Genomic DNA, 22379 nt, shown 5'->3' with positions numbered 1-22379 from the left:
TCCTAGTATTGCCCGCCGCCCACTCTAGAACACGTTCTCATTCCACTCGGGCGGTTTCGCCGACGGCGAGCGATTCTTCGCGGCCGTTCGAGACCGCGGAGACCAGCAGACCGGCGGCGTCGGCGGTGACGCGGACGGTGTCGCCGGGTTCGAGCTCCCCGCCGAGGACGAGGGTGGAGACGCGGTTCTCCAGCTCCTTCTGGACGGTGCGCCGGAGCGGGCGAGCGCCGAATTCGGGCTGATAGCCGTTGTCCGCCAGCCAGTCCCGGGCCGCGTCCGAGACGTCCAGCTCGATGTCCTGAGCGCGCAGGCGCCGACGCGGGCCGTCGAGCACCAGATCGACGATGTGGCGCAATTGCTCCTGATTCAGCCGGTGGAAGACGATGGTCTCGTCGATCCGGTTGAGGAATTCCGGCCGGAAGTGCTGCCGCAGCCGCTCCATCAGCTTCGGGGTGAGTGAATCGACGTCTCCCGCAGGGGCGTTCAGGATCAGGTCCGAGCCGATATTGCTGGTCATGATGACGATGGTGTTCTTGAAATCCACCGTCCGGCCCTTGGCGTCGGTGACGCGGCCGTCGTCGAGAAGTTGCAGCAGCACATTGAATACGTCGGGGTGCGCCTTCTCCACCTCGTCGAACAGGATCACCGAATACGGTTGCCGCCGCACCTTGTCGGTCAGCTGGGCGGCGTCGTCGTAGCCGACGTATCCGGGCGGCGCGCCGACCAGCCGCGACACCGTGTGCTTCTCCTGGAACTCGCTCATGTCGAAGCGGATCATCCGGTCCTCGTCGCCGAATACCGCCTCCGCCAACGCTTTCGCCAGCTCGGTCTTGCCGACGCCGGTGGGCCCCAGAAACAGGAACGAGCCGATCGGCCGGTTCGGGTCCTGCATGCCGGCCCGGGCCCGGCGCACCGCCTCGGCGACCGCGGTGATCGCCTCCTCCTGCCCGACCACCCGCTTGTGCAGCACATCCTCCAGGCGCAGCAGCCGCTGCTTCTCCTCCACCGTCAGCTCCGACACCGGGATGCCGGTCTGCTTCGACACCACCGCGGCGATGTCGTCGACCGTGACGTGCGGGAGATCGTCCGCGTCGTTCCCGAGGTGATCGACCCGTTCCCGCGCGGCGGCGATCTGATCCTTGAGTGAGTCGGCCCGCGCGTAGTCCTCGGCGGCGACGGCGGCGTCCTTCTCCCGCTTCAACCGGGCCAGCTCCTCCTCCGCCTCGCGCCGGTCCGGTCCGGGCATGCGGGTGCGCAACCGGACCCGGGCCCCGGCCTGATCGACCAGATCGATGGCCTTGTCGGGCATGAAGCGGTCGGTGAGGTAGCGATCCGAGAGTTCGGCCGCAGCGATCAGCGCCTCGTCGTCGTAGCGGACCTGGTGGTGCTCCTCGTAGACATCGGCCAGCCCGCGCAGGATCTCGACCGTGTCGGAGACGGAGGGCTCGGCCACCAGCACCGGCTGGAAGCGGCGCTCCAGGGCGGCGTCCTTCTCGATGTACCGGCGGTACTCGTCCACCGTGGTCGCGCCGATGGCATGCAGCTCACCGCGCGCCAGCGCCGGTTTCAGCAGGTTCCCGGCGTCCATCGAGCCCTCGCCACCGGACCCGGCGCCGACGATGGTGTGCAACTCGTCGATGAACAGGATCAGCTCGCCGGAATGTTCGCGCACCTCGTCGAGGATCTTGGTCAGCCGTTCCTCGAACTCGCCGCGATACTTGCTGCCCGCCACCAGCGATCCCACATCCAGCGCGATGACCCGGCGGTCGGCGAGGGTCGAGGGGACGTCGCCGTTGACGATCCGCTGCGCCAGCCCTTCGACGATCGCCGTCTTGCCGACACCCGGATCGCCGATCAGCACCGGATTGTTCTTGCGCCGACGCGACAGGATCTCGACGGTCTGTTCGATCTCCTCGGCGCGGCCCACGACCGGGTCCACCTTCCCCGCGCGGGCCTCGGCGGTGAGATCGCGGCCGTACTCGTCCAGGGTCGGCGTATCGCTGGACGGCTGCTGACCTTCGGCCTGCGGCAGTTTCGCCCCCGACAGCGCCTGCGCGGCGGTGCTGTCGCCGGCGGCGAGGCCGAGCAGGATGTGCTCCGGACCGATGTAGCTGGACCCGGCCTCGGCGGCGCTGCGCTGAGCGTTGCGCAGCACGAGCTTGGCGGCCGGACTCAGCACGATACCCCCGTCCGCCGTCGTGGCGGAGGCCGCGCCGCTGCCCGCCGCACCCCGCATCTGCGCCCCGACCCGGTCCGGGTCGAGATCCAGCTGGGCGATGACGCTGCGCGACGGCTCCACCTCGGTCGCCGCGTAGAGCAGGTGCTCGGGTGTGATCTCGGCATTGCCCCACTCCCGCGCCGCGTCGCGGGCCTCGGCGACCAAGGTCTTGGCGTTGTCGCTGAGCAGGCGCCCGAGGTCGATGCGCTGCACCGGAGGCTGGGCGGTCAGCCCCGACGAGCCGAAAAATCGATCGAAGATGTCGTCGAACGAACCGAGAGAACCAGGCCACGCTGCGGTCATATCCACACCTCGTCGTCTGTCGGCGCCGCGCCCGCGACGCACTGCCAAGGACACCGGGCACCGGCGAATCCTCGGCTACCTTGGCACCCGGTGATCGAACTCCACCGTACTCCGCGATGCAACCCTCACAGCCAGGCACCGAATCGCTGCCTAGCGAACTTTTGGCGACCGACCGGGCTCGCCATTCGGGCCAATTGATCTCCGCGCGGTGCCACACTCGAAACCGGTTGGGCTCGAGGAGAATCTGTGGCTACAGCATCGTCTCGCGGCGCCGCCGAGATCGCCGCCGTCAGGCCGTTTCCCAGCCATCGTGTTCGCCACCTTCGGCGGCATCTATTTCTGGTTCCCCAAGATGACCGGGCGCTTCCTGGACGAACGGCTGGGCAGGCTGCATTTCTGGTCCACGTTCTTCGGTTTCCACCTGACCTTCCTGGTGCAGCACTGGCTGGGCGCGCAGGGCATGCCGCGCCGGTACGCCGATTACCTGCCGACGGACGGATTCACCACGCTGAACACCATTTCCACCATCGGATCGTTCGTACTGGGGTTGTCGATGAACTGCCTCGAATATGTTCCGAGCGAACGGCTTTCGAGCTGCACTATCCGCACATGGTGGAGCGGATGCGGACCGAGGCACAGGTGGGCTGGGGCGCGAAGTGATCGGGTGAAGATCGGTATCGTCGACGTGTGCGCGCACTCCGACGAGCCGTGGTGACGCTCGTCGTCCTCGCCGCCGCGATCGCGGCGCTCGCGGTGGCGGGCGTGCCGGTGTACGTCCATCCGCAGATCGACCCGCTGCGCCCCGCCGACGCCATCGTCGTGCTGGGCGGAACTGCCTACGAGCGCTTCGACATCGGGCTCGACCTGGCCGCGCGCGGCCTGGCGCCCGAACTGCTGATCTCGCGGTCGACCGGCGCCGACGACTCCGTCATGGACCGCTACTGCGACGGCGGTTATCCCTTCCACGTCGACTGCTTCGTGCCGGACCCGTGGACGACGCAGGGTGAGGCGCAGGAGATCGCCCGGCGCGCAGAACGTTTCGGCTGGCATCACCTCATCGTCGTGACCAACACACCGCACGTCTCGCGCGCCCGCTACATCGTCGGCAACTGCTTCCACGGCGAGCTGACCATGGTCGCCAGTCCCGCGGAATCGGGTGTGCGGTACTGGGCGTGGATGTATGTGCGCCAGTCGGCGAGCTATGTGCGCGCCTTCTTCGCCTCGGCGTGCTGACGCGGCGGTTACGCTGTTGCGGAGCGTCCTTGTCGGGGTGGATGCGGGCGGAAGGACGCTGGCATGCGCATCGACTCCCTGCGCGAGGTCCCGGACATCGACCTCGAGACCGATATCTGCATCGTGGGCTCCGGTCCGGCGGGGCTCACCATAGCCGCGGAGCTGGCCGGAACACCTTGGCGGGTACTGGTTTTGGAGAGCGGTGGGTGCCTCCGCGATCCGGACATCGACCGGCTCAACGACATCGAGAACGTCGGCGCGGCGCGGGCGCGACCGCATCGCGACGCCCGCAACCGGGTGCTGGGCGGCAGCTCCGATACCTGGAGCGGTCGCTGCGGCTATCTCGATGAGATCGACTTCGCCTGTCGCCCCTGGGTTCCCGGGTCCGGTTGGCCGATCCGGGCCGAGGAGGCTGCTGGCGTCGCGACGCATCGTGCCGCACGGCGTGGGCAACCGTAACGACCTCGTCGGGCGCTATCTGATGGATCACCGCTGCGGCGCGGTGGGCGCCTTCGACACCACCACGTCGGCCGCCGTATGCGACCGCTTCGGCAAGTACGTCGTGCGGTCGCCGCGGGGCACCCACACCTTTCTGCACGGCCTGGCGCTGTCGGAACGCGTCCAACGCGCGGAGGGACTGCTGCACTGCGCCTTGTGGATTCAGGAGATGCCCGCCGACGACGACCCGTGGGACGCGCTGAAGCGGATGCTGCGCGGGCGGGCCGACCGGCACGACGCGCGGGTCGTGCTGGGCAACCCCGGCCTGCTGCTGGCGGGCGCCCGGCGGCGGTGGATCCAGCGCGCCGGTCTGCCGCATCGGCTCGCGGGCGTGGAATTGCGCTGCATGGTCGAGCAGCGGCCCGATCCCGACAGCCGGATCACCCTCGCCGACCACGATGACCGGCTCGGAATGCCCGTGGCCCGGATCGATTGGCGGACCAGCGCGCTCGAGGACGCCACGGTGCGCCGGGCGGCCGAGCTGGCGGTGCGCGAATTCGCGCGCCTCGGGTACGCCACTCCCGTCCTGTCCGACTGGGCTCGGACCGGCAGCACGGCGCCGGTGCGGCTCACCGACTGGGCGCACCCCACCGGGACCACCCGCATGTCCGCGGATTCCCGGCACGGCGTCGTCGATCCCGGCTGCCGCGTGCACGGTGTCGACAATCTTTATGTGGCAGGCAGTTCCGTGTTCCCCACCAACGGCCACGTCAACCCGACCCTGACGATCCTCGCCCTGGCCGTGCGCCTCGCCGACGCGCTCGGGACAGGATCCGGGACCCTGCGCACCCCGCCCGCCCGGGCTTCCTAGCCGAAACTTGTCGTACCCCTCCGGCATACTGATCTCGTCGGACGCCGATCCGGTTGCACCGCAGAGTAATCCGCAACCTGAGGAGAGGCATGTACATGGCCGAGTTCTACTCGTCGACGTCCGACGACCGCGCCGACGATCGGCTGGCAGCCGAGATCGAGCGGCATCGGGAACTGCTGCGCAAACCCGTCGCGGAGCACTGGCGACGGGTGGACCTGCGGATCCGATCCGCCGCGCCGGCGGTGCAGTACCTGCTGGTGAAGCAGGCGGGGCGGCTCGTCGACGGTCTGCTGATCGACGCCGAGCGGCATCGCGACCTCGACGTGGACGCCTACCGGGCCGTCCGCGACGGGGTGCCGCTGCGCTACGACGCGCGGCGGCGGGTCTTCGTCGCCCTGCGCGGGCGGCAGGAGATCCTGATCCGTCCCGACAGCAAGGAGCGGCGACTGGGCATCATCGCCCGGTTGGCCGCCGACCGCGTGGACGTGGACCAGATCCTCACCGTGGCCACGGTGGTGGTCTCCCACCCCGCGTACCCGGGCGTAGCGCCCGCCCGGGCACCCCGCCGTGACGACCCGATCCGGCAGGCGCACAGCCGGGCCACCACCGGCCGGTGAGCCGAGCGCCGGGGCGCATTGCTGGACTGCGCCCCGGCCCCGGTGCGAACGCGGGAGGGTGAGCGCGGGTGCGGGCTTTGCCAGGCACGGTGGGGATTTCGTCGTTCCGGCGTGTTTGTGGCCGGAACCCGGGTGGTGGATCCCGGCCACAAGCATGCCGGGATGACGTCTGGAGAACAGGCGGGCGTGGGTTGGATCGGTGTGCGTCGGTTCAGTCGGGGGCGCTTTCGGGGCGGGGGGATGGGGTGGCGAGGGAGCCGAGGCGGCGGTGGATCAGGTGTTGTTGCGCGAAGGTCCAGGTGTTGCTGGTGGCGAAGTAGACCAGGATGCCGACCGGCATGAGCACACCGGCGAGCGCCGCGCCCAAGGGGAACACCCAGAGGGTCAGCCAGTTGATCACACGGGTCTGCGGGGTGGTCTCGGTCTGCCGGGCGATGGCGGAACGCGCGGTGAAATGGGTGGCGACACCAGCGATCAGAACCAGCGGAATCACTACGGCGAGAACGGCGGTCAACGATCCGCCGGAGGTCGCGAGCGTCGCCGACAGCGGCGCGTCGAGCAGTTTCGCCTGGAGAAACGATTGCACCTGTTCGGGCGAGAACACATAGTTGGCGGTGGCCGCGTTCTCGGCGGCGGTCATCGAGGTGGAGTTGCCGAGCAACGGCACCTGTGAGACCGGCCCGGTGCGGTCGAACGAGCGCAGCACGTGGTACAGCCCGAGGAACAGCAGCAGCTGCCCGACCATCGGCAGGCAGCCGCGCAGCAGGCTGAAGTTGTGCTCCTGCTGCAATTTCCGGGTTTCGGCGACCAGTTTCTCGCGGTCGTCGGCGTACTTGGCCTGCAACTCGCGCACCTGCGGTTGCAGCACCGCCATGGTCCGGGAGAACCGCACCTGCGCCAGGAACGGCCGGACCAGCAGCATCCGCACGGTGACGACGAGCAGGACGATCGCCAGCACCCAGGCCAGGCTGCTGCCGGCGCCCAGCACGGCGGCGAATCCGGTGTGCCACAACCACAGCACGGCGGACACGGGGTAATACACGAAATCGAGCATGGGACAGCACCTCACGGTGGGGCGCCCCGCGGAGGGGCGAGGGGGAACAGGGTCAGCGAAGTCGCCGACCGCGTCCTACGACGCGGTCAGGCCCCGTGCCCCGGCGCCCTGGGCCGCGCCCGGCCCGCGGTGTCCGGATTGCTCTGGCGCAGAAAAGATCCCCGGCGGCGGCGCTGCGCGGAAACCGGCGGCCCGGCGTGGACGACGACCGGCACCAGCGTGGCCCGCGCGGTGTGCGCGGCCACCACGGCCAGCGCCACCACGGCGGCCGCGCCCACGGCCACCAGCGCGTTCGGCTCCCCGACCGGCATCACCAGGGCCGCCAGCGCGGACACGACCAGCGCGCACAGCACCAGCGCGGCCGACCGGATCCGGGAAGTCATGCCACGAGAGTACCGAACCCGTGCCGCCCCACCATGTCCTATCGCTCGGTCTACTGCTTGGGCAGTGCGCCGTTCATGCCGCCGACGTCGGTGACCTTCCAGCCGTCGGCCGGGTCGATGTCGACGGTGTAGGTGACGGTGGTCTGCGCGCCCTCGGGGGTCTGGGAACTGGTGGAGGTGACGTTCAGGAAGACGTTCACCCGGTAGTGGCCGTTGTCGGTCGACATCACCTTGGCGGTGATCGGCGTCGCGCTGGAGGTCCACTTCAGCGGGACCAGAATCTCCTGGAGTTTCGGTGCGGTGGCGTCGAATTTGGTCGCCAGTTGCGGACTGGTGTTCGCCTTCAATTTGGCGACCCAGCCGTTCACGTCCTGAAAATTGATGTTGGACGCCCCGACCGAGTAGTCGGTGGCGACCTGCTCGGCGTGCCGCTCGTCGGCGGCCCGGGTGTCGCGATCGTGCAGCGTGCCGCGCGCCGAAAGCCACAGCGCTCCGAACACGGCGGCCAGCGCGATCAGCGCCACGCCCGCGAGGGCGGTCGCGACCGTCGACAGCCGGACGGACACCGTGCGCGGATTCTCGGTACCACTGTCGTTCGACATCGATTCTCCTCTACTTGACGTTCACTCGCACGCGCACGGCCCCGTCGCTGTCGACGTCGTCGAGGGCCTGCGTGATCAGGCTGGAAATATCGATGCGCGGCGCCGCCGAGGTCCCCGCGTCGGTCAGCGGTTGCAGCGCCGGCGCCAGGGATTTCAGCTCCGGCCCCAGTTCCCGCAGCGCCGCGGTGAGCCGGTCCAGGAACGGGACCAGGCCGGTGCCCTCGGTGTAGGCCGTGGCCGGCTGGGTGTCCACGAGCCGGCCGACCGCGCCCACCAGGTCGTTCAGGGTTTGCGTGAACCGCACGAATTCGGGGGCGGCGGCGCTGGTCGCCGGTCCCGCCCAGTCGATGTCGGCGGCCGCGGCCTGGAAACTGTTGAGCAGGTCCGCGATTCGCGGGCTGCGGCTCATGATCGCCGCCGCGAGCAGATCGCCGGAGCGGGCCAGATTCGGGATCGCGGCGTCGGTGTCCTCGAACACCTGGCTCGCCGTGCCGACCAGGGAGCCGACGACCTTCGGATCGAGCTGGTTCATCGTCTTGGTGACCAGCCGCGCGACCTCCGGGATCGACAGCGGCGTACGGACATTCGCACTCGCCAGCCGCTGCCCGTCGCGCAGATACGGTCCGGCGCCGGTGCGTGGCCGGAACTCGACGTAGGGCTCACCCAGCGCGGACAGGTGCTCGATGGTGACCACGCTGTCGGTCGGCACGCTGCGGTCGGCGTCCACCCGCAGCCCGACCTCCACGCCGTCGGCGCTCTTGCGCACCGAGGTCACGCGGCCGACCTCGATGCCGGACAACAGGATCGGCGAATCGGCGCCCAGCCCGCCGGAATCGGCGAGCACCATGGTGGCGCGGGTGTACTCGGCGAACGGATCGGCGCGCACCACGCCGAATGTCAGGTAGCTCGCACCGAGCACGGTGATGGCGGCGATACCGCCGAGCGAGGCCAGCGCACCGATCCTCATCGCACCGCTCCGATCATCCGGAGAGTGCCGACGATCCGATCCGCCTGATCCGCGGCCGAAACATCGTTCGCGGCATCGGTTTTCACGCCGACGATGTTCACCTTGGGACCGTGCTCGAAAAACGGGATCACCTTGTCGCGCAGCAGTGCCACCAGCGTCTGGAGATTCGACGACCGACTCAGATCCAAGGGTTGCGATGACGTGAGCAGCGGCAGGAACGCCTGCGCCGCCCCGTCGGCGCCCTGCAGCACCGGACCGAGCCAGGTGAGCGACGTGCCGACCGGCCCGAGCAGGTCGAAGATCTTCGTCACGCCCACGATGGAGGCGACGATGCCGTTCATTTCCGCCACCGACTTCTCGCTCAGGATATTGTCCAGTTCGGGCCGGATGTCATGCAGCACTTGGGCATTGGTCCCGAGTCCGTCGAGCAGGGCATCGACGCTGTCGAGGTCGGCGGCCAGATCGACCACGTCGTCGGCCATGGTCTTCGAGATCTGTGCGGTGCGCGCGGGGTCACGCGGCAGGACGCCGTTGATCTGGTTGATGGTGTCCTGCAACTGCGTCACCGCGCCGCCCTGGGTGAACGCGGCGATGGCGGCCATCGTGTCCTCCAGCTGAACCGGCGGCTTGGTCTGTGCCAGTGGGATGGTGGCGCCGTCGGACAGCACCGTGCCGAACCCGTCCGGCGGAGTGAGGAGAGCGACGTGGATATCGCCGAGCACCGTGTTCTGTCGCAGTTCGGCGCGGGTGGTCGCGGGCAGCCGCACCGATTCGGAGAGGTCGGCGTCGACCACCACGTAACCGCCGCGCCCGCCCGACTGCGCCGCGCTCACCACGGAGACCCCGGAGACCGTGCCCACCTGCGCCCCGTTGGCCATCATCTTGGCCCGCGCGGGCAGATTCAACGCATTCGCGAACTCGATCCGCACGTGATAGGTCGGCCCCGACACGGTGGTGCCGGGCACGGGCACCGAGGAGGGATCGAACGCGCATCCCGCGGCGGTCGGAGTCGCGGCGAGCGCCACCGCGAGGCACGCGACGAGACGCCGCCTCGCCACCCGGCCACACGCGTGAGATGTCGGTTTCGCGATCCGAATCCAGCTCATCGGGCAGCCGCCAATCCGAATACGAGGGTGGCGGCGTCCATCTTCACCATGCCGCCCTCGGCGGTGCACTTGCCCGGTGCGAGGGCCTCGACAGCCGCGCACACCTGGTCCGCATTCTGTTGCGGCACCGCCACTTTGGGTGGCGCGTAGGAGATGCCCTCGCCCGCCACCGCGCGGAAGGCCTGGGTGAGCACGGGCGTCATGCCGATCACCTGGGTCAGCGAACCGACGTGCGCGCGCAGGAATTTGACCAAGGGCACCGTCGCGTCGAGCGTCTTCATGATCGGGTCGCCGAGGATCGTGGTGAGGTCGTTGAGCATGGGCACGACCTGCTGGAGCCCGTCGAACAGCCGCGCGCCCGGTCCGATCAGGTCGGTGGTGGCGTGGTCCAGCACCGGAGCCAGCCGGGTGAGCATGGATTTCAGGTCGCCCCAGTGCTGTTCGACCTTCTTCGACACCGAGGCGAAGGCGTCGAAGATGCCGACCAGGTGCGCGATGTCGGCGTCGGGCGTCGCCAACGCCGCACTCAATTTTTTCACGATGGCGTTGATCTGCGGCCCCGTGCCGACGGTCGCCGAGTCCAGCGCGGACAGCCCGCGGGCCAGCGCGTCCGGCGAATCCGGGTCGGGCCCTCGGATTTCCGAGGACAACTGCGCGAGCGCGTTCAACGTCTCGCTGATGCTCTTGGGGGTGAGGGTCTTGGTGATGCACCGGCCGGGATTCCAGCGCGCGGTGTCCTTGCCGCTGGACACCACGGCGAGTTGCCGCGCGGCGACGATGCTGTCCGACAGCGTGGTGGCGCCGGCGTCGGCGTACACGGGCTTGTCGGCCTCGACATCGAACTCGACCCGCACCGAATCACCCTGCGGTGCAATCGAAGTGACCGTACCGACGGGAATGCCACGCATGGTGACCTGGTTCCCGGTGTACAGCCCGACACTGTCGGGCATGATCGCGCAGTAGCTCGCGGTCGGCTTCGCCGGATCGAATGCGACGAAATATCCGGCGACGGTGAGCGCGACCAGCACCACGGCGCCACCGATCGACATCAGCCAGCGCGAGCCGAGCACACGATGCAACATCAGCAGTCCTTCCCCGGCACCGGCACACACACCCGCGCCTCGGGAGCGGGCGTCGGCACGGTGATCGTCGAACCGGATCGGTCGATCGTCACGCCGCCGTCGGTCAGCTCGACCAGCTTCTGCCCGAGGCTCTGCACCGCCGCGAGCACCGGTTCGAGCTGCGCGCCGAGGTTCTCCAATTGCGGTACGGCGTCGATCAATTGCCGCAGCTTCGGCTCCAGCGCCGAGTCCCAGGTAGGCGCCAGCCCGGCCACCCGATCGATGACCACGCGCAGCAACCGCACCCCTTCACGCAGTTCGGCGCGCTTGTCCAGGACGAGGGTCTCCATCAGGTTCACGTTGTCCATCAACCGGCCCAGATCGGTCTTGGCGCCGTCGTACATGGTCACGTACTCGTCGGCGACGGCGACCGCGTTCGACACCTGGGTGCGCTGCCGGTTGAGCGCGTCGATGTAGGCGCCGAGGGTGTCCAGGGTGGTGCGCAGCGCATCGGGCGCCTGCTCGAGGGAGCTGTCCAGCGCGGACAAGTTGCGCCGCAACGTGTCTCCGTCGATCTGTTGCAGGGGCTGTGCGGCGTCCTGAAAGGTCTGCACCAGGCTGTAGGGCAGGCGGACGCGCTCCGCCGGAATCGGCTTGTCGCCCAGCGGTTTACCGCCGGACGGGAACAGCGCGACATAGTTGCCGCCGACGATGGTCAGCATGCGCACGTCCAGCGACGACTCGCTGCCGACGAACACCTTCGAGTCGACGGTGAATCGCATCAGCACCCGATCCGGTTTCAGCTCCAGCGATTTCACGTTGCCTACCGGTACCCCCGCCACCCGGATGTCGTCGCCCGCCTTGACCGACTGGGCCTCCGACAGTTCGGCGGTGTAGGTCTTCTTGCCGACCGGCACGACGTACAGCACACCCGCCGCGATCGCGAGTGCCGCCACCAGCACCACACCGATTATCCCGTAACGGATTTCGCGCCGGTGCCGGGTCGCCTCGTCGGCCACCGCCCGGTCCCGGGGCAGGAACCGGCCCAGCCTCAGCCGTTGCATATCGCCACCTGCTGTCCCGCGATCAGCACGCCGAACACCTGCGGCACATCGGCGGTTCCCTTGGAGCACTGCGGTTTCCAGCCCGCCACGGACTTCGGGATGGCGGCGTCGAGCCCGGCCAGCAGACCCGGCAGCCGGTCGAGCACCTCCAGCGCCTGCTGCGGGTCCGGGAACAGGTTGCGCAGCAAGGCATCCACGTCGTCGCCGGTTTGCAGGCCCAGGGCGTCGAACAGGTTGTCCAGCGGCCCGAGCACCGACGGTGCGGCCATGGCGAACTGCGCCAGTCCGCCGATATTGGTCTGCAACGCCTGGAAGATGTCGGTGAGCCGAGCCAGCAGCGGCACCAGGTGGTGCACGCGGCCGCCGACCTTCTCCGACAGATCGGACATGTTGTGGATGAGCGTGCCGATCACCTGCTGCCGATTGTCGACATAGGCGGCCAGCTTGCCGATCGCGTCCAGCGCCGGTCCGACACCGCTGCCGTCGCCCTCGATGAGCGCGACCATGCTCGCGCTGAACTGGTTGATCGCCTCGGGAGATATGGTGGCCAGCACCGGTTTCAGGCCGTTGAACATGCTGGTGACGTCGAAGGAGGGCACGGTGCGCTCGGCGCCGATCGTCGCCCCGGCCGGGATGCGCGCACCCGGCTGCGGCTGCTGTTGCAGGTCGATGTAGCGCTGCCCGGTGAGGTTCTGATACCGGATGGCGAGCCGGGAGTTGTCGTAGACGGGCGCATCGGTCTTCAGCGACAAGTGGATTCGCGCCTGCGCGCCGTCGAGCGAGACGCCCTCCACCTTGCCGACCTGCACCCCGAACAGGCGCACGTCGTCACCCACCTTGAGCCCGTTGGCATCGGTGAACAGGGCGTCGTGGGCCTCGGTGTCCCCCGACACGGGCCGCTTGATGGCCGTGAACACCAGGGCGAGGACGACGACCATCACTCCGGCGAACAGCACCAGCCGCCACGCCGCGGCCCCGACCTTCATCGCGCACCTCCCAGCAGTGGCGCCAGCACGGGGACGCCGCGCAGGTCGATCTCGGCGTCGAGGACGGGGCCGTCCGGGGTGTCGGGCATCGCCGCGCGCAGTCGCCGCATCAGTTCGGCCAGTTCGGTTCCCGACTGCTGCGGACGCGGCACCATCTGTCCGAGCAGTGCGAGGACGGGCGCCAGCAGGTCGGTGGTGCCGGACAGACCGGCCCCCGCGGCCCCGCCGAGGTTCGCCAGTCCGGGTAGCAGCTGATCGGTCAGGACACGCACCCCGGCGTCATAGGGTTGCCGATTGTCTTGCAGCCGTGGGAGATCGCGGATCAGATCGAGCACCTGGATGGTGGCGCCGGCGAACTTGCCGCCGCCGTCGAAGGCGGGCCCGAGGCGGCCCACCAGTTCGGAAGGGGGCATCTTCTGGTTGTCGGTGATGGTCTGGGCGACGGTGATCATCGCCTGCGCCAGCGGGGTGAAGGCCTCGACATCGGTGGAGAGCTGCGCGATCACGGTGGCCATCTGCGGTGTCAGCACCGCGTCGCCGGTCTGCGACAGGCTGCGCAGCAGGCTTCCCATGGTGGCGTCGAAGAGTGCGGCGGAACGCTTTCCGGTCAGGTCGACGGTGCCGTTCTCGCGCAGCGGCGCACCACCGGGTCCGCGCCGCAGCTCGATCTCGCTGATACCGAACAGATTCGCCGGTGCGTAGTCGAGCTGGAGACTGTCGTCGATGCCGAACAGCTGGGAACGGTCCAGCCGCAACGAGATTCGCTGGGTACCGCGCTCGTCGGGCACGATCTCGGTGACCTTGCCGACCTGCACCCCGTCCACTCGCACCGGGGTGCCGGCCAGCACGCCGTCGCCGATCTGCTCGGTGTGCAGGGCGATGTGCAGTCCGTCGTCGTCGCGCAGTCCGCGATACAGCGACGCCGCGACCACCACGGCCGCGATCACGCCGAGCGCGACCGCGCCGATCAGCAGCGACCTCTTCTTGTCCACGGCGACGCCGGGCATTCCATATTTCGGCATCCGCTATCCCGTGAAACTGATCGTCGCGTTGAAACCCCACAGCGCGAGGGTGAGGACCATATCGATGGCGACGATCGCCACCGACGAGGCCCGCACCGCGCGACCGGAGGCGATGCCGACGCCCTCGGGGCCGCCGGTGGCGAAGAAGCCGTAGTAGCTGTGGATGAGGATCACCACGGTCGCGAACACGGCGACCTTGAGCACCGCCGCGATCACGTCGAAGCCGGAGACGAACTGGAAGAAGTAGTGGTCGTACACGCCCGCGGACTGGCCGTGCACCAGCGTGATCAGGCCGCGGCAGGCCAGATACGACAGGATCAGCCCGATCAGGAAGGTCGGCACGATCGAGATGGCGCCCGCGATGACGCGGGTCGTCACCACGAACGGCACCGACCGCAGCCCGAGCGCCTCGATGGCATCGATCTCCTCGGAGATGCGCATCGAACCGATCTCGGCGGTCATCCGGCAGCCCGCCTGCGCGGCGAAACCGATCGCGGCCACGATCGGGGCCAGCTCACGGGTGGTGGCGTAGGCCGACACGATGCCGGTGACCGGGCCCATGCCCAGCATGTTCAGGATCGTGAAGGACTCCACGGCGACCGAGGCGCCCATCACCAGGCCGAGCACGATCATCATCGGCACGGTGCCGCCGCCGACGATCACCGAGCCGCGACCCCAGGTCATATCGGAGATGAGCCGCAGTGCCTCGTCGCGATATCGCTTGAGCGTCAAGGGAATCGAGGACAGCACCTGCCACACGAACGCCAGCACGAAGCCGACGCCCTCGACCCGCGCCGAGACCAGCCCGCGCCGCCGGTAGAGGCGCGCGAACCAGCCCAGCCCTTTCGGGAAGTAGGTGGAGACGGCCATCAGACCAGCCTCGTGGGCAGGAACATCTCGACCACCTGGGTGACGCCGAGATTGACGATCGCGATGGACACCACCGACAGCACCACGGCCGCGTTGACGGCGTCGGCCACGCCGCGCGGCCCGCCCTTGGCCTCCAGCCCGCGCTGGCAGGCGATGACCACCACCAGGAAGCCGAAGACGACCGCTTTCAGCAGCGACACCCACACGTCGGCGGCCGTGGTGAACGACCCGAACGTCGCCCAGTAGCTGCCGGGCGTGACGTTCTGCCCGCCGACGGCGACCGCGTACCCGGCCACGATGCCGACGAAGATGATCAGGATGTTCAGCAGCGGCGCGACGAAGATCATCGCCGCCAGCCGCGGGATCACCAGCCGGTGAATCGGGCTGATGCCCATGGTGTTCAGCGCGTCGATCTCCTCGCGGATGGTGCGCGCGCCCAGGTCGGCGGCGATCGCGGCCGCGCCCGCCCCGCCGAGCAGGAAGCCGGTGGCCAGCGGGGCGCCCTGTTTGATGACGCCGAGGCCGCCGGTGGCGCCCAGCAGCGAGTCCGCGCCGAGGGTGTGGATGAGATTGCCGACCTGCACCGAGACGATGACGCCGAACGGTATCGCGATGAGGACCGCCGGAATGGCGGTGACGGTCACCAGCCGCCACGCCTGCAGAACGGCCTCGCGCCACTGGAATTCGCGCCGCGCGACATCGCTCGCGGTACCGACCACCGATTCGCGGGCGATATCCACGGCCCGGCCGAAGGTCCGCAGCGCCGACACCAGCGTGTCGGAGAAGTTCTTGCGAACGATACGAACGGCTGCTCGCTTGTCGGATATCGCGCTCGAGGGAGCCCGAGTCACCGGCGCCATGGGCGGTTCCGGTGTGGTCGATGTGTCTCGGGATTCAAGTCGCTCTCTCCGTGATCGGCAACACTGCCAACATGAAGCTAATCGTTACAACTAGTTACAGTAAAGTCGATCACGGTGTGAGCATCGCCTCGAAAGCGGTCGCTCGGAGCTTGCCCAACCGGCAGGTCGGAGCGCGACAATGGCCTGCCGACAACGATTCTGAAACGTGTTATCAGCGCAGATCCGCTATCGCTATGACGGCCGACACAGCCATGCAGTTAACGGATAGCGCACTCACGGGCTGACGGCTAGGAAGACGAATCCGGCGAACAACACGAGGTGAACGCCGCCCTGCAGCAGGGTGGCACGGCCCGGGACAACGGTCAGCACACCGACCACCACGGTCAGCGCCAGCAACACCATATACGGCGGCGAGGGGGGAACTCAGAGCATGCGGCGCGGGTGCAGCATGAGTCTGGCGCGGCGCACCGAGATCCGCGACCACACCGCCTGCTGCACGGCCAGCGTCGCCCAACCGGCCAGGGCCATGCCCGCCACGTTCACCAGCAATTGCAGGGAACTCTCCGCGATCGCCGAGCCGACGCCGAAGGCGATGCCCAGCGCGATATTTCCCGCGGCGGGAACCGTCGTCACGGAGATGAACACACCGGCCAGCCCGGTCGCCTTCGCGGAGGTCAGCGACAGCACCCCGGCGGCGCCGGCGACCAGCGCCACGATGAACGACCACTTGTCCGGGGAGTAGATGAAGGCCGTACCCGGCCGCGGGCCGACCACATCGTCGAGGGTGATCCAGCCCAGCGCCCGGCCGAGCACCGCCAGCAGCAGTGTGACGGCGATGGCCGCGACGAAGCCGAGCACCAATGTCCGGAACGCGAGCACGCCGAGCACGAACCGCCGCCGCACCATCGCCACGCCCAGTGCGGCGATGGCGCCGAACTCCGGGCCCAGCACCATCGCCCCGATGACGAGCACCTGCGAGTCGTTGATGATGGCGATACTCGCGATCACCGTCGCCAGGGTCATGAAACTCAGGTACGTCCAGTTGAGTTCGGTGGCCTCGTAGGAACGCTGCGCGACATCCGCCCACACCACCGAATCGGCGGCGCTACCCGGACAGCGCACCTCGGCCTCGAACCCGCCGCGCGACAACCAGGTGGGCACCGACTGGATCTCGATGCTCCCGCGCTGATGCACACCGAGGCCGCGCAGCCGGTCGACGATGTCGTTGGCCGCCTCCCGCGCGACATCCGCCATCACGACATCACCGGCCGGCCGCAGCGCCGCGCCGCGCATGACCGCCAGACCGCTGACGCCGTCGTCGCTGTCGAGGACACCGAGCACCCCGTCGGTCAGGTCGGCCGGCGCCAGAATTCGCAGGTGGAGCATGCCCCCAGTCTGCCGCGCAAACACCCGCTCCGCGCCGAACTTCGACCGACGACGCGCCGCCGAGGCCGGTGCGGCTCAGGCCAACTCGGCGACCGGGCCGAGATGGATCGCGCGGTAGACCGCGTTGCGCAGGGCGTTCGCCTCGGCATCGGTGAGCGTGCGAGTGAGCGGCCGGATGGTCACGCGGACCAGCGCATTGGTCTGGCCGGGCCGAATGGCGAGGCGGGCGCGGGCGCGGTCCGGCAATTCGGCGTACGGGGTGCGGGCCCGCACATGAACGGATTCGATATCGCCGGACCGCTCGCCCAGGGCGCCGCGCACGGCGTCGCCCAGGGTCTCGTCGTCGGTGTCGTCGGCGATGACCACCGACAGGTCGCGGCGCACCGGCGGCATGGCCGAGACCGGCCGCCACGGGCTCAGGTCACGCAGTTGCGCGGCACTGCGGGGATCCTCGGCGCGCAGATATCGGATGTCGGGAATGCTCTTGCGCAGCATGAGCGCTCGATCCACACCCATCCCCAGCGCCAGGCCGGACCAGCGCGCCGGGTCCAGACCGGCGCCGCGCAGGACACGGTCGGCGATCAGGCCACACTCCCCGAGCTCCAGCCATTCGCCACCGTGCCGGACGTCGATCTGACGGCCGTCGCGAGTGTAGGGATGTCGCGCGGCGACCATGCGCCAGCGGGCGCCCGGCAGCACGGCCTCGACCACGCGGGCGACCATGTCCCGCAACGTGTCCGCGCCCAGCGTCGAGCCCGAGCACAGCCGCCACAGGTCGACCTGCTGAGGTTCGCCGACGTGGATGCGGTCCACGACGTCACGGCGGTAGACGAGGCCGGGTAGCGCGATCAAGTCGTCGACCGAACAGTGTTGCGGCACAGCGGAATAGCCGCGCAGTACCGCCGGTATGTCCGCAGAGGTGTGGCTGCGGAGCATCGTGGTCGGGCTGAGATAGCGGGTGTAGCGCGCGTCGCGGGTGACGTCGGCGGGGTCGTAGCCGAGCAGGTCGTAGTTGTCGGCAATCGACACGACGGGCGGGTTGCGGACGATTCGTGTCCGCGCGGCGGGCCAGGCGACAGCGAGCGCGGTGAGCACGCCGTCCAGCAGCAGTTGCGTGGCGTGCGGTCCCTGCGCGGGGTCGGTGAGGTCCCGCACACTCAGGGCACGAGACAGCTCGGCGGGGGTGAGATAGGTGGGCATCGGGAAACTCCTTGCGGTGGACGGGATTCGGGCTGCCCCCGGCCGGTCCGCGGAGTTACGCGATCAACGCGTGCGGGCATACCCGCGGCCTGCCGGCCGGGGGTGCGGAAATCGCCTGCTCGTCTGCATGTGTCCAGAATACGTGCGGCCGCATCCGATTTTCCTCACGGCTGCGTCTCGCCGGTGGGTAGCAGCGCCAGGAAGTTGCGGACCAGGGGGCGGTCGTCGGCTACTCGGTGCGCGACGTAAACCGTTGTGGTGGCTTCGGTTTCGATCAGGGGCACGATGCGGACGGTCTGCGGGGCGGTGAAGGTCGCGCTGCGCGGTGCGACCGTGATGCCCAGGCCCTCACCGACGAGGTGGAGGATGGTGGTCCAGTTGTTGCCCTCCTGCACGATGCGGGGGCGGTGACCGGCTTCGATGAGGGGCCGGAGGTTCTTGTCGTGGGCGTGGCCACCGGCGGCGCGCGGGAAGAACACCAGTGGCTCGTCGGCGAGTTCGGCGCCGGTGAGCGCGTCGCGGCCCGCGAGCGGATGGTCGACGGGCAGCACCGCCATGAACGGCTCGGTGGCCAGCGGGGACACCACGGCGCCGGATTGCTCGTCGGGGTCACGCACGATCACCATGTCGAGTGCGCCGTGCCCGAGCTGCGCCATCATGTGCGTGGTGTAGCCCTCGACCAGGTCGATCTGCACCAGCGGATAGCGATCCCGGAACCGCCGCACGCTGCGCAGTGGCTGCAGCGGCAGCACCGACGGAACGAAGCCGAGATAGAGCCGCCCCTGGCTGCCCTGGCCGATCCGCGCCACCTCGTCGAGGTCGCGGCTCGCGTGCCCGAGGATCGCCGCGGCCCGTTCGCGCAGCACCTCCCCCGCCGGAGTGAGCGCGACGCTGCGAGAGGTGCGGTCGAACAGCCGGGTCGCCAGCAGTGTCTCCAATCGCTGGATCTGCTGGGTCAGGGCGGGCTGGGCGATGTGCAGGCGAGCGGCCGCCCGGCCGAAGTGCAGTTCCTCCGCGACCGCCAGGAAGTAGCGCAGATGACGCAGCTCCACACCGTCGTTCATAAGTTCAACGTATCAATCCGACCTATCAAGTATTGGACGTGATGATTCACGCGCGGGCATGCTGGCGGCGTGACACAGCAGATCGAATCATCCGCAGGGACCGGCACGATCGTGGTCGAGCCGATGTCGGGCCCGGCCGACGCCCGCGCGTTCAAGGAACTCAACGAGGCGTGGATCGTCGAGTTGTTCGCCCTGGAACCCGCCGACTCCGTCAAGCTCGACGATCCCGAACGCGAGATCGTCGGCAAGGGCGGGCAAGTGCTCATCGCCCGCGACGGCGCCGACATCGTCGGCTGCGTGGCACTGGTGCCGGAGGGGGACGGCGTCTTCGAGCTGTCGAAGATGGCGGTGGCCCGGGAGCGGCGCGGGCGCGGCCTCGGGCGCGTCATCCTGCGGGCGGCGATCGATTACGCCCGTCGCAGTGGGGCCACGGCGCTGTTCCTGGGCAGCAACAGCAAGCTGGCCGATGCCGTGCACCTCTACGAATCCATGGGTTTCGTGCACGTACCGAGCGACCGGATCGGGCCGATGCCCTACGCGCGGGCCGACGTGTTCATGCGTTACGACCTGGTCTGAGCTCGTCCAGGAAGTCGGCGATCGCGCGGGCCGTCCCGGCCGGGTCGTCGTCGTGAATCCAGTGGCCCGCGCCGGGGAACTCCACCAGGCGGCTGCCGGGGCGGCGGGCGACCATCCGGGTCGCCAGGTCCGCGGGCAGCAACGGGCTGTGCTCGCCGTGCAGAACCAGTGCGGGACAACTGGATTCGAGCCAGTCCGGCCACCAGTCGCCGACTCCGCCGGTCTGCACGGCCATCATGTCGTCCCAGTCGAACAGCAGCCGCCAACCGTCGTCCGCGGGTTCGGCGCTCTGCATGAAGTAGCCGGGATCGGGGACTCCGCGAGCCCGGATCGCCTCGGTGAGTTGCTCTTTCGTGGGCGCGGCGGCGGGCCAGCCGCGCACGTCGAGCACCGGGTGGGCGATCTCCGGCGCGCGCATCACCGGGCCGACATCCTCGATGATCAACGCCGACACCAGGTCCGGGCGGCGCGCGGCCAGCCGGTAGGCGGTGATGCCGCCGTGCGAATGCCCGAGCACCACCATCGGTCCCAGTCCGAGGCGCTCGATCAGCGCGGCGGCGTCCGCGACGAAGTCGTCGGCGGTGTAGGTGGCGGTGCGGCCGCTGTGCCCGTGGCCGCGCTGGTCGGGGGCGAGCAGGCGGGCCCGGCCGTCGAGTTCGCGGGCCAGCCCGGCGAATACCGCCGCGCGCCCGAAACTTCCGTGCAGCGCGAGCACCGGCGGTCCGTCGCCCCCGAAGTCCGTCACCCTGATCGGAACGCCGTCGACCGTCATCGTCGCAGAATCACACACCCGACCATCCTCACCGCGGGCGCAAGCGAATTTCGCCCCGGCGGTCAGCGGTTCTGGTACCGCGCAAGGGCTTCGGACAGGACTCGCAGCCGTTGGTGCCGGAACTCGGGCAGGTCGTGCTCCTGGGCGTGCAGCACGTCGAGGGCGGGGTCGGCGCAGGCCCAGAAGCGCAGTTTGGCCTCCGTGCGCGGGGTGAGTTCGGTACCGCGGCAACGTTGTACGCGGCCGACGAAGTCGTGCCCGGCCTCCGGGTACAGGTAGCACAGGTCGTAATCCGGGTCGCCGATCGTCACGTCGCCGAAGTCGATCAACCCGGTGATCTCGACGCCGGTGACGAGCAGGTGATCCAGGCTCACATCGGCGTGGATGAGCGTGGGGCGATAGCCGAAGTTCGCGTCGTCGTCGAGGTAGCGTTCCCAGGCGGCCAGCAGCAGCGCCGCGTCGGACCGATCGAGCAGCGGGATCACCTCGGCGCGAATGGTTTTCAGATCGTCGGCGAATTCGCCGCGCAGATCCCAGGTTCGGATGCCCAGCTCGCGCGCCCGGTCGACCGGGAAGGCGTGCACACCCTCGAGCGATTCCGCGATGCGGCGGTGGATCTCGGGTCGGTCGAGCAGTCCCCGCTCGTGCCACTGCTCCTCGGAGAGCGATTCGCCCGGGACGGCCGGGTAGACACAGAACTCGCCGGGGCCCAGTGGATTCGGCGCGGTGAACAGAAACCGCGGGATCGGCAGCGGCAGCCGAGCGGCCAACTCCGGCAGCAATCGGTGCTCCCGCGCGATGCCCTCGGCTCCGTGCGGATCCTGCGGCAACCGCAACACATACTCGCCCTCACCCCATTCGACCAGCAATGCCACGCTGTCCATCCCGGCGCCCAGCAGCTGCAACTCCCCGTCCGCCAACTCCGGCCGCGGCGACCCGGCCAGCGCCTCCCGAACCCGACCCGCCCAGCCGTCGGGAAGCACCACACTCGCACTCATATCCACCCCCGAATCCTACGGGCCGATAGGGCTCAGGCTGGGCGGGCGACGAGTAGGTGAGCGGGGATGGGTCCGTTGCCGAGGGGGCGGTCCTCGACGGTGAAGCCGGCCCGTTCCAGGGCGTCGATCAGCTCCGGGACGGGGCGCAGCCGGAAACCGTAGGCGGTGAACGGCATTCGCGCCATGGCCGCGGGGTCGCCGATGCCCACGACGAGACGGCCCTCGGGGCGCAGCACGCGCGCGAGTTCCGCGCAGGCGCGGTCCAGTTCGGTGACGAAGTACACCGTGTTCACGGTGATCGCGGCGTCCAGGCTCGCATCCGCCAGCGGCAGGTCGGTCAGTGAGCCCTCGAGGGCGCGCAGGCGACCCGTGCCGATATCGGCGGAGAAGCGGGACTTGGCCCGCGCCAGCATGTCCGGTGAGATCTCCACCCCGTGCACGGTGCCGTTCGCACCGACGCGTTCGAGCAGCAGCGACAGCCCGACGCCGCCACCGAAGCCGATATCGGCTGCGGCCGAGCCCGAGCCGACCTCCGCGGCCGCCACAGCCGCCTCGATGACCGGACGATTGCCGCGATTGAGCATCGCCGCCACACCCTTGCCCAGCACTCCGTGCGGATTGCCGAGCTGACCTGCGACGGTGGACAACACGCGACCGACAAGGGGATTCACTCCACGCATGCTACCGGTGCCGCCCGCACGAGCGGTTCCGCGCGGCTTAGAGTCCGG

Annotated in this window: 23 protein-coding genes and 2 pseudogenes; 6 read left to right on the top strand and 19 right to left on the bottom strand. The window is 69.2% G+C overall.

From position 1 onward, the window contains the following. Positions 1–37: 37 nt before the first annotated feature. Positions 38–2521 (bottom strand): ATP-dependent Clp protease ATP-binding subunit, encoded by a 2484-nt coding sequence (locus QH470_RS10740; RefSeq protein WP_280272154.1) that lies wholly within the window; start codon positions 2519–2521, stop codon positions 38–40. Between the two features lie 298 nt (positions 2522–2819). On the opposite strand from QH470_RS10740, the pseudogene QH470_RS10735 reads away from it, so the two are divergent. From QH470_RS10735 to QH470_RS10715, 5 genes and pseudogenes are all read left to right on the top strand, one after another. Then, positions 2820–3181, top strand: a pseudogene (locus QH470_RS10735) (cbb3-type cytochrome c oxidase subunit I); the annotation flags it as partial. A 48-nt stretch (positions 3182–3229) separates the two neighbouring features. Further along, positions 3230–3754 (top strand): YdcF family protein, encoded by a 525-nt coding sequence (locus QH470_RS10730; protein WP_280272167.1) that lies wholly within the window; start codon positions 3230–3232, stop codon positions 3752–3754. A 63-nt stretch (positions 3755–3817) separates the two neighbouring features. Next, positions 3818–4213, top strand: coding sequence for an NAD(P)-binding protein (locus QH470_RS10725; protein ID WP_280272153.1), 396 nt, complete (start codon positions 3818–3820; stop codon positions 4211–4213). Further along, a complete protein-coding gene (locus QH470_RS10720) occupies positions 4200–5063 on the top strand; it encodes a GMC family oxidoreductase (protein WP_280272152.1) in 864 nt (287 codons plus the stop codon). Before QH470_RS10725 ends, QH470_RS10720 begins: the two co-directional genes overlap by 14 nt. Positions 5064–5158: 95 nt before the next feature. After that, positions 5159–5680: a hypothetical protein gene (locus QH470_RS10715; protein ID WP_280272151.1), complete on the top strand. Its 522-nt coding sequence runs from the start codon at positions 5159–5161 to the stop codon at positions 5678–5680. Positions 5681–5891: 211 nt separating this feature from the next. Here the strand turns inward: QH470_RS10715 and yidC are convergent, their stop codons facing one another. The 15 genes and pseudogenes from yidC to QH470_RS10640 all read right to left on the bottom strand — a co-directional run bounded on the left by yidC (position 5892) and on the right by QH470_RS10640 (position 19305). Then, positions 5892–6734 (bottom strand): membrane protein insertase YidC, encoded by an 843-nt coding sequence (gene yidC / locus QH470_RS10710; protein ID WP_280272150.1) that lies wholly within the window; start codon positions 6732–6734, stop codon positions 5892–5894. 86 nt (positions 6735–6820) lie between these two features. Further along, the gene (locus QH470_RS10705; RefSeq protein ID WP_280272149.1) at positions 6821–7117 is read right to left on the bottom strand and encodes a DUF6412 domain-containing protein; all 297 of its coding nucleotides are present in this window, start codon (positions 7115–7117) and stop codon (positions 6821–6823) included. A gap of 50 nt (positions 7118–7167) precedes the next feature. Continuing rightward, positions 7168–7719 (bottom strand): hypothetical protein, encoded by a 552-nt coding sequence (locus tag QH470_RS10700; RefSeq protein WP_280272148.1) that lies wholly within the window; start codon positions 7717–7719, stop codon positions 7168–7170. Between the two features lie 10 nt (positions 7720–7729). Then, positions 7730–8686, bottom strand: a complete 957-nt coding sequence (locus tag QH470_RS10695; RefSeq protein WP_280272147.1) for an MlaD family protein — start codon at positions 8684–8686, stop codon at positions 7730–7732. Then, positions 8683–9744: an MlaD family protein gene (locus QH470_RS10690; RefSeq protein ID WP_280272146.1), complete on the bottom strand. Its 1062-nt coding sequence runs from the start codon at positions 9742–9744 to the stop codon at positions 8683–8685. The genes QH470_RS10695 and QH470_RS10690 overlap by 4 nt, the downstream gene beginning before the upstream one ends. 44 nt (positions 9745–9788) lie before the next feature. Then, positions 9789–10874, bottom strand: a complete 1086-nt coding sequence (locus QH470_RS10685) for an MlaD family protein (protein WP_280272145.1) — start codon at positions 10872–10874, stop codon at positions 9789–9791. Beyond that, positions 10874–11917, bottom strand: a complete 1044-nt coding sequence (locus QH470_RS10680) for an MlaD family protein (protein WP_280272144.1) — start codon at positions 11915–11917, stop codon at positions 10874–10876. The genes QH470_RS10685 and QH470_RS10680 overlap by 1 nt, the downstream gene beginning before the upstream one ends. Then, positions 11905–12903: an MlaD family protein gene (locus QH470_RS10675; RefSeq protein ID WP_280272143.1), complete on the bottom strand. Its 999-nt coding sequence runs from the start codon at positions 12901–12903 to the stop codon at positions 11905–11907. The genes QH470_RS10680 and QH470_RS10675 overlap by 13 nt, the downstream gene beginning before the upstream one ends. After that, on the bottom strand, positions 12900–13925 hold the full coding sequence (locus tag QH470_RS10670) for an MlaD family protein (protein ID WP_280272142.1): 1026 nt from the start codon (positions 13923–13925) through the stop codon (positions 12900–12902). Before QH470_RS10670 ends, QH470_RS10675 begins: the two co-directional genes overlap by 4 nt. Positions 13926–13928: 3 nt before the next feature. Further along, on the bottom strand, positions 13929–14795 hold the full coding sequence (locus QH470_RS10665; protein ID WP_280272141.1) for an ABC transporter permease: 867 nt from the start codon (positions 14793–14795) through the stop codon (positions 13929–13931). Further along, the gene (locus tag QH470_RS10660) at positions 14795–15655 is read right to left on the bottom strand and encodes an ABC transporter permease (RefSeq protein ID WP_280272140.1); all 861 of its coding nucleotides are present in this window, start codon (positions 15653–15655) and stop codon (positions 14795–14797) included. Before QH470_RS10660 ends, QH470_RS10665 begins: the two co-directional genes overlap by 1 nt. A 273-nt stretch (positions 15656–15928) precedes the next feature. Continuing rightward, a pseudogene (locus QH470_RS10655) lies at positions 15929–16057 on the bottom strand (ionic transporter y4hA); the annotation flags it as partial. 21 nt (positions 16058–16078) lie between these two features. Next, positions 16079–17041 carry a DUF389 domain-containing protein gene (locus QH470_RS10650; protein WP_280272139.1) on the bottom strand — a complete coding sequence of 321 codons (963 nt, stop codon included), beginning with the start codon at positions 17039–17041 and terminating at the stop codon, positions 16079–16081. A gap of 75 nt (positions 17042–17116) precedes the next feature. Further along, complete coding sequence (gene srmL / locus QH470_RS10645) at positions 17117–18241, bottom strand: PheS-related mystery ligase SrmL (protein WP_280272138.1); 1125 nt, start codon at positions 18239–18241, stop codon at positions 17117–17119. A gap of 164 nt (positions 18242–18405) precedes the next feature. Beyond that, the gene (locus QH470_RS10640) at positions 18406–19305 is read right to left on the bottom strand and encodes a LysR family transcriptional regulator (RefSeq protein WP_280272137.1); all 900 of its coding nucleotides are present in this window, start codon (positions 19303–19305) and stop codon (positions 18406–18408) included. Positions 19306–19374: 69 nt separating this feature from the next. Between QH470_RS10640 and QH470_RS10635 the strand changes: the two genes are divergently transcribed. Next, positions 19375–19881: a GNAT family N-acetyltransferase gene (locus QH470_RS10635; protein ID WP_280272136.1), complete on the top strand. Its 507-nt coding sequence runs from the start codon at positions 19375–19377 to the stop codon at positions 19879–19881. Here QH470_RS10635 and QH470_RS10630 read toward each other — a convergent pair. From QH470_RS10630 to QH470_RS10620, 3 genes are all read right to left on the bottom strand, one after another. Next, positions 19859–20653 (bottom strand): alpha/beta fold hydrolase, encoded by a 795-nt coding sequence (locus QH470_RS10630; protein WP_280272135.1) that lies wholly within the window; start codon positions 20651–20653, stop codon positions 19859–19861. The genes QH470_RS10635 and QH470_RS10630 overlap by 23 nt on opposite strands. Before the next feature lie 62 nt (positions 20654–20715). Next, positions 20716–21651, bottom strand: a complete 936-nt coding sequence (locus QH470_RS10625) for a phosphotransferase family protein (RefSeq protein ID WP_280272134.1) — start codon at positions 21649–21651, stop codon at positions 20716–20718. Between the two features lie 32 nt (positions 21652–21683). Then, positions 21684–22331 carry a class I SAM-dependent methyltransferase gene (locus QH470_RS10620; RefSeq protein WP_425302646.1) on the bottom strand — a complete coding sequence of 216 codons (648 nt, stop codon included), beginning with the start codon at positions 22329–22331 and terminating at the stop codon, positions 21684–21686. Between the last annotated feature and the right edge of the window lie 48 nt (positions 22332–22379).

The sequence above is a fragment of the Nocardia wallacei genome (assembly GCF_029868745.1).
Classification (GTDB): Bacteria; Actinomycetota; Actinomycetes; order Mycobacteriales; family Mycobacteriaceae; genus Nocardia; species Nocardia wallacei_B.
Note: the sequence above shows the minus strand (reverse complement) of the source record. Positions and strands in the feature narration are given on the sequence as shown.

Coding starts and splice junctions, on each gene's coding strand:
- QH470_RS10695 (WP_280272147.1), bottom strand. CDS start 8,686: ATGAGGATCGGTGCGCTGGCCTCGCTCGGCGGTATCGCCGCCATCACC.
- QH470_RS10705 (WP_280272149.1), bottom strand. CDS start 7,117: ATGACTTCCCGGATCCGGTCGGCCGCGCTGGTGCTGTGCGCGCTGGTC.
- QH470_RS10740 (WP_280272154.1), bottom strand. CDS start 2,521: ATGACCGCAGCGTGGCCTGGTTCTCTCGGTTCGTTCGACGACATCTTC.
- QH470_RS10625 (WP_280272134.1), bottom strand. CDS start 21,651: ATGAGTGCGAGTGTGGTGCTTCCCGACGGCTGGGCGGGTCGGGTTCGG.
- yidC (WP_280272150.1), bottom strand. CDS start 6,734: ATGCTCGATTTCGTGTATTACCCCGTGTCCGCCGTGCTGTGGTTGTGG.
- QH470_RS10660 (WP_280272140.1), bottom strand. CDS start 15,655: ATGGCGCCGGTGACTCGGGCTCCCTCGAGCGCGATATCCGACAAGCGA.
- QH470_RS10715 (WP_280272151.1), top strand. CDS start 5,159: ATGGCCGAGTTCTACTCGTCGACGTCCGACGACCGCGCCGACGATCGG.
- QH470_RS10725 (WP_280272153.1), top strand. CDS start 3,818: ATGCGCATCGACTCCCTGCGCGAGGTCCCGGACATCGACCTCGAGACC.
- QH470_RS10675 (WP_280272143.1), bottom strand. CDS start 12,903: ATGAAGGTCGGGGCCGCGGCGTGGCGGCTGGTGCTGTTCGCCGGAGTG.
- QH470_RS10665 (WP_280272141.1), bottom strand. CDS start 14,795: ATGGCCGTCTCCACCTACTTCCCGAAAGGGCTGGGCTGGTTCGCGCGC.
- QH470_RS10630 (WP_280272135.1), bottom strand. CDS start 20,653: ATGACGGTCGACGGCGTTCCGATCAGGGTGACGGACTTCGGGGGCGAC.
- srmL (WP_280272138.1), bottom strand. CDS start 18,241: ATGCCCACCTATCTCACCCCCGCCGAGCTGTCTCGTGCCCTGAGTGTG.
- QH470_RS10685 (WP_280272145.1), bottom strand. CDS start 10,874: ATGTTGCATCGTGTGCTCGGCTCGCGCTGGCTGATGTCGATCGGTGGC.
- QH470_RS10640 (WP_280272137.1), bottom strand. CDS start 19,305: ATGAACGACGGTGTGGAGCTGCGTCATCTGCGCTACTTCCTGGCGGTC.
- QH470_RS10700 (WP_280272148.1), bottom strand. CDS start 7,719: ATGTCGAACGACAGTGGTACCGAGAATCCGCGCACGGTGTCCGTCCGG.
- QH470_RS10670 (WP_280272142.1), bottom strand. CDS start 13,925: ATGCCGAAATATGGAATGCCCGGCGTCGCCGTGGACAAGAAGAGGTCG.
- QH470_RS10680 (WP_280272144.1), bottom strand. CDS start 11,917: ATGCAACGGCTGAGGCTGGGCCGGTTCCTGCCCCGGGACCGGGCGGTG.
- QH470_RS10620 (WP_425302646.1), bottom strand. CDS start 22,331: ATGCGTGGAGTGAATCCCCTTGTCGGTCGCGTGTTGTCCACCGTCGCA.
- QH470_RS10650 (WP_280272139.1), bottom strand. CDS start 17,041: ATGCTCCACCTGCGAATTCTGGCGCCGGCCGACCTGACCGACGGGGTG.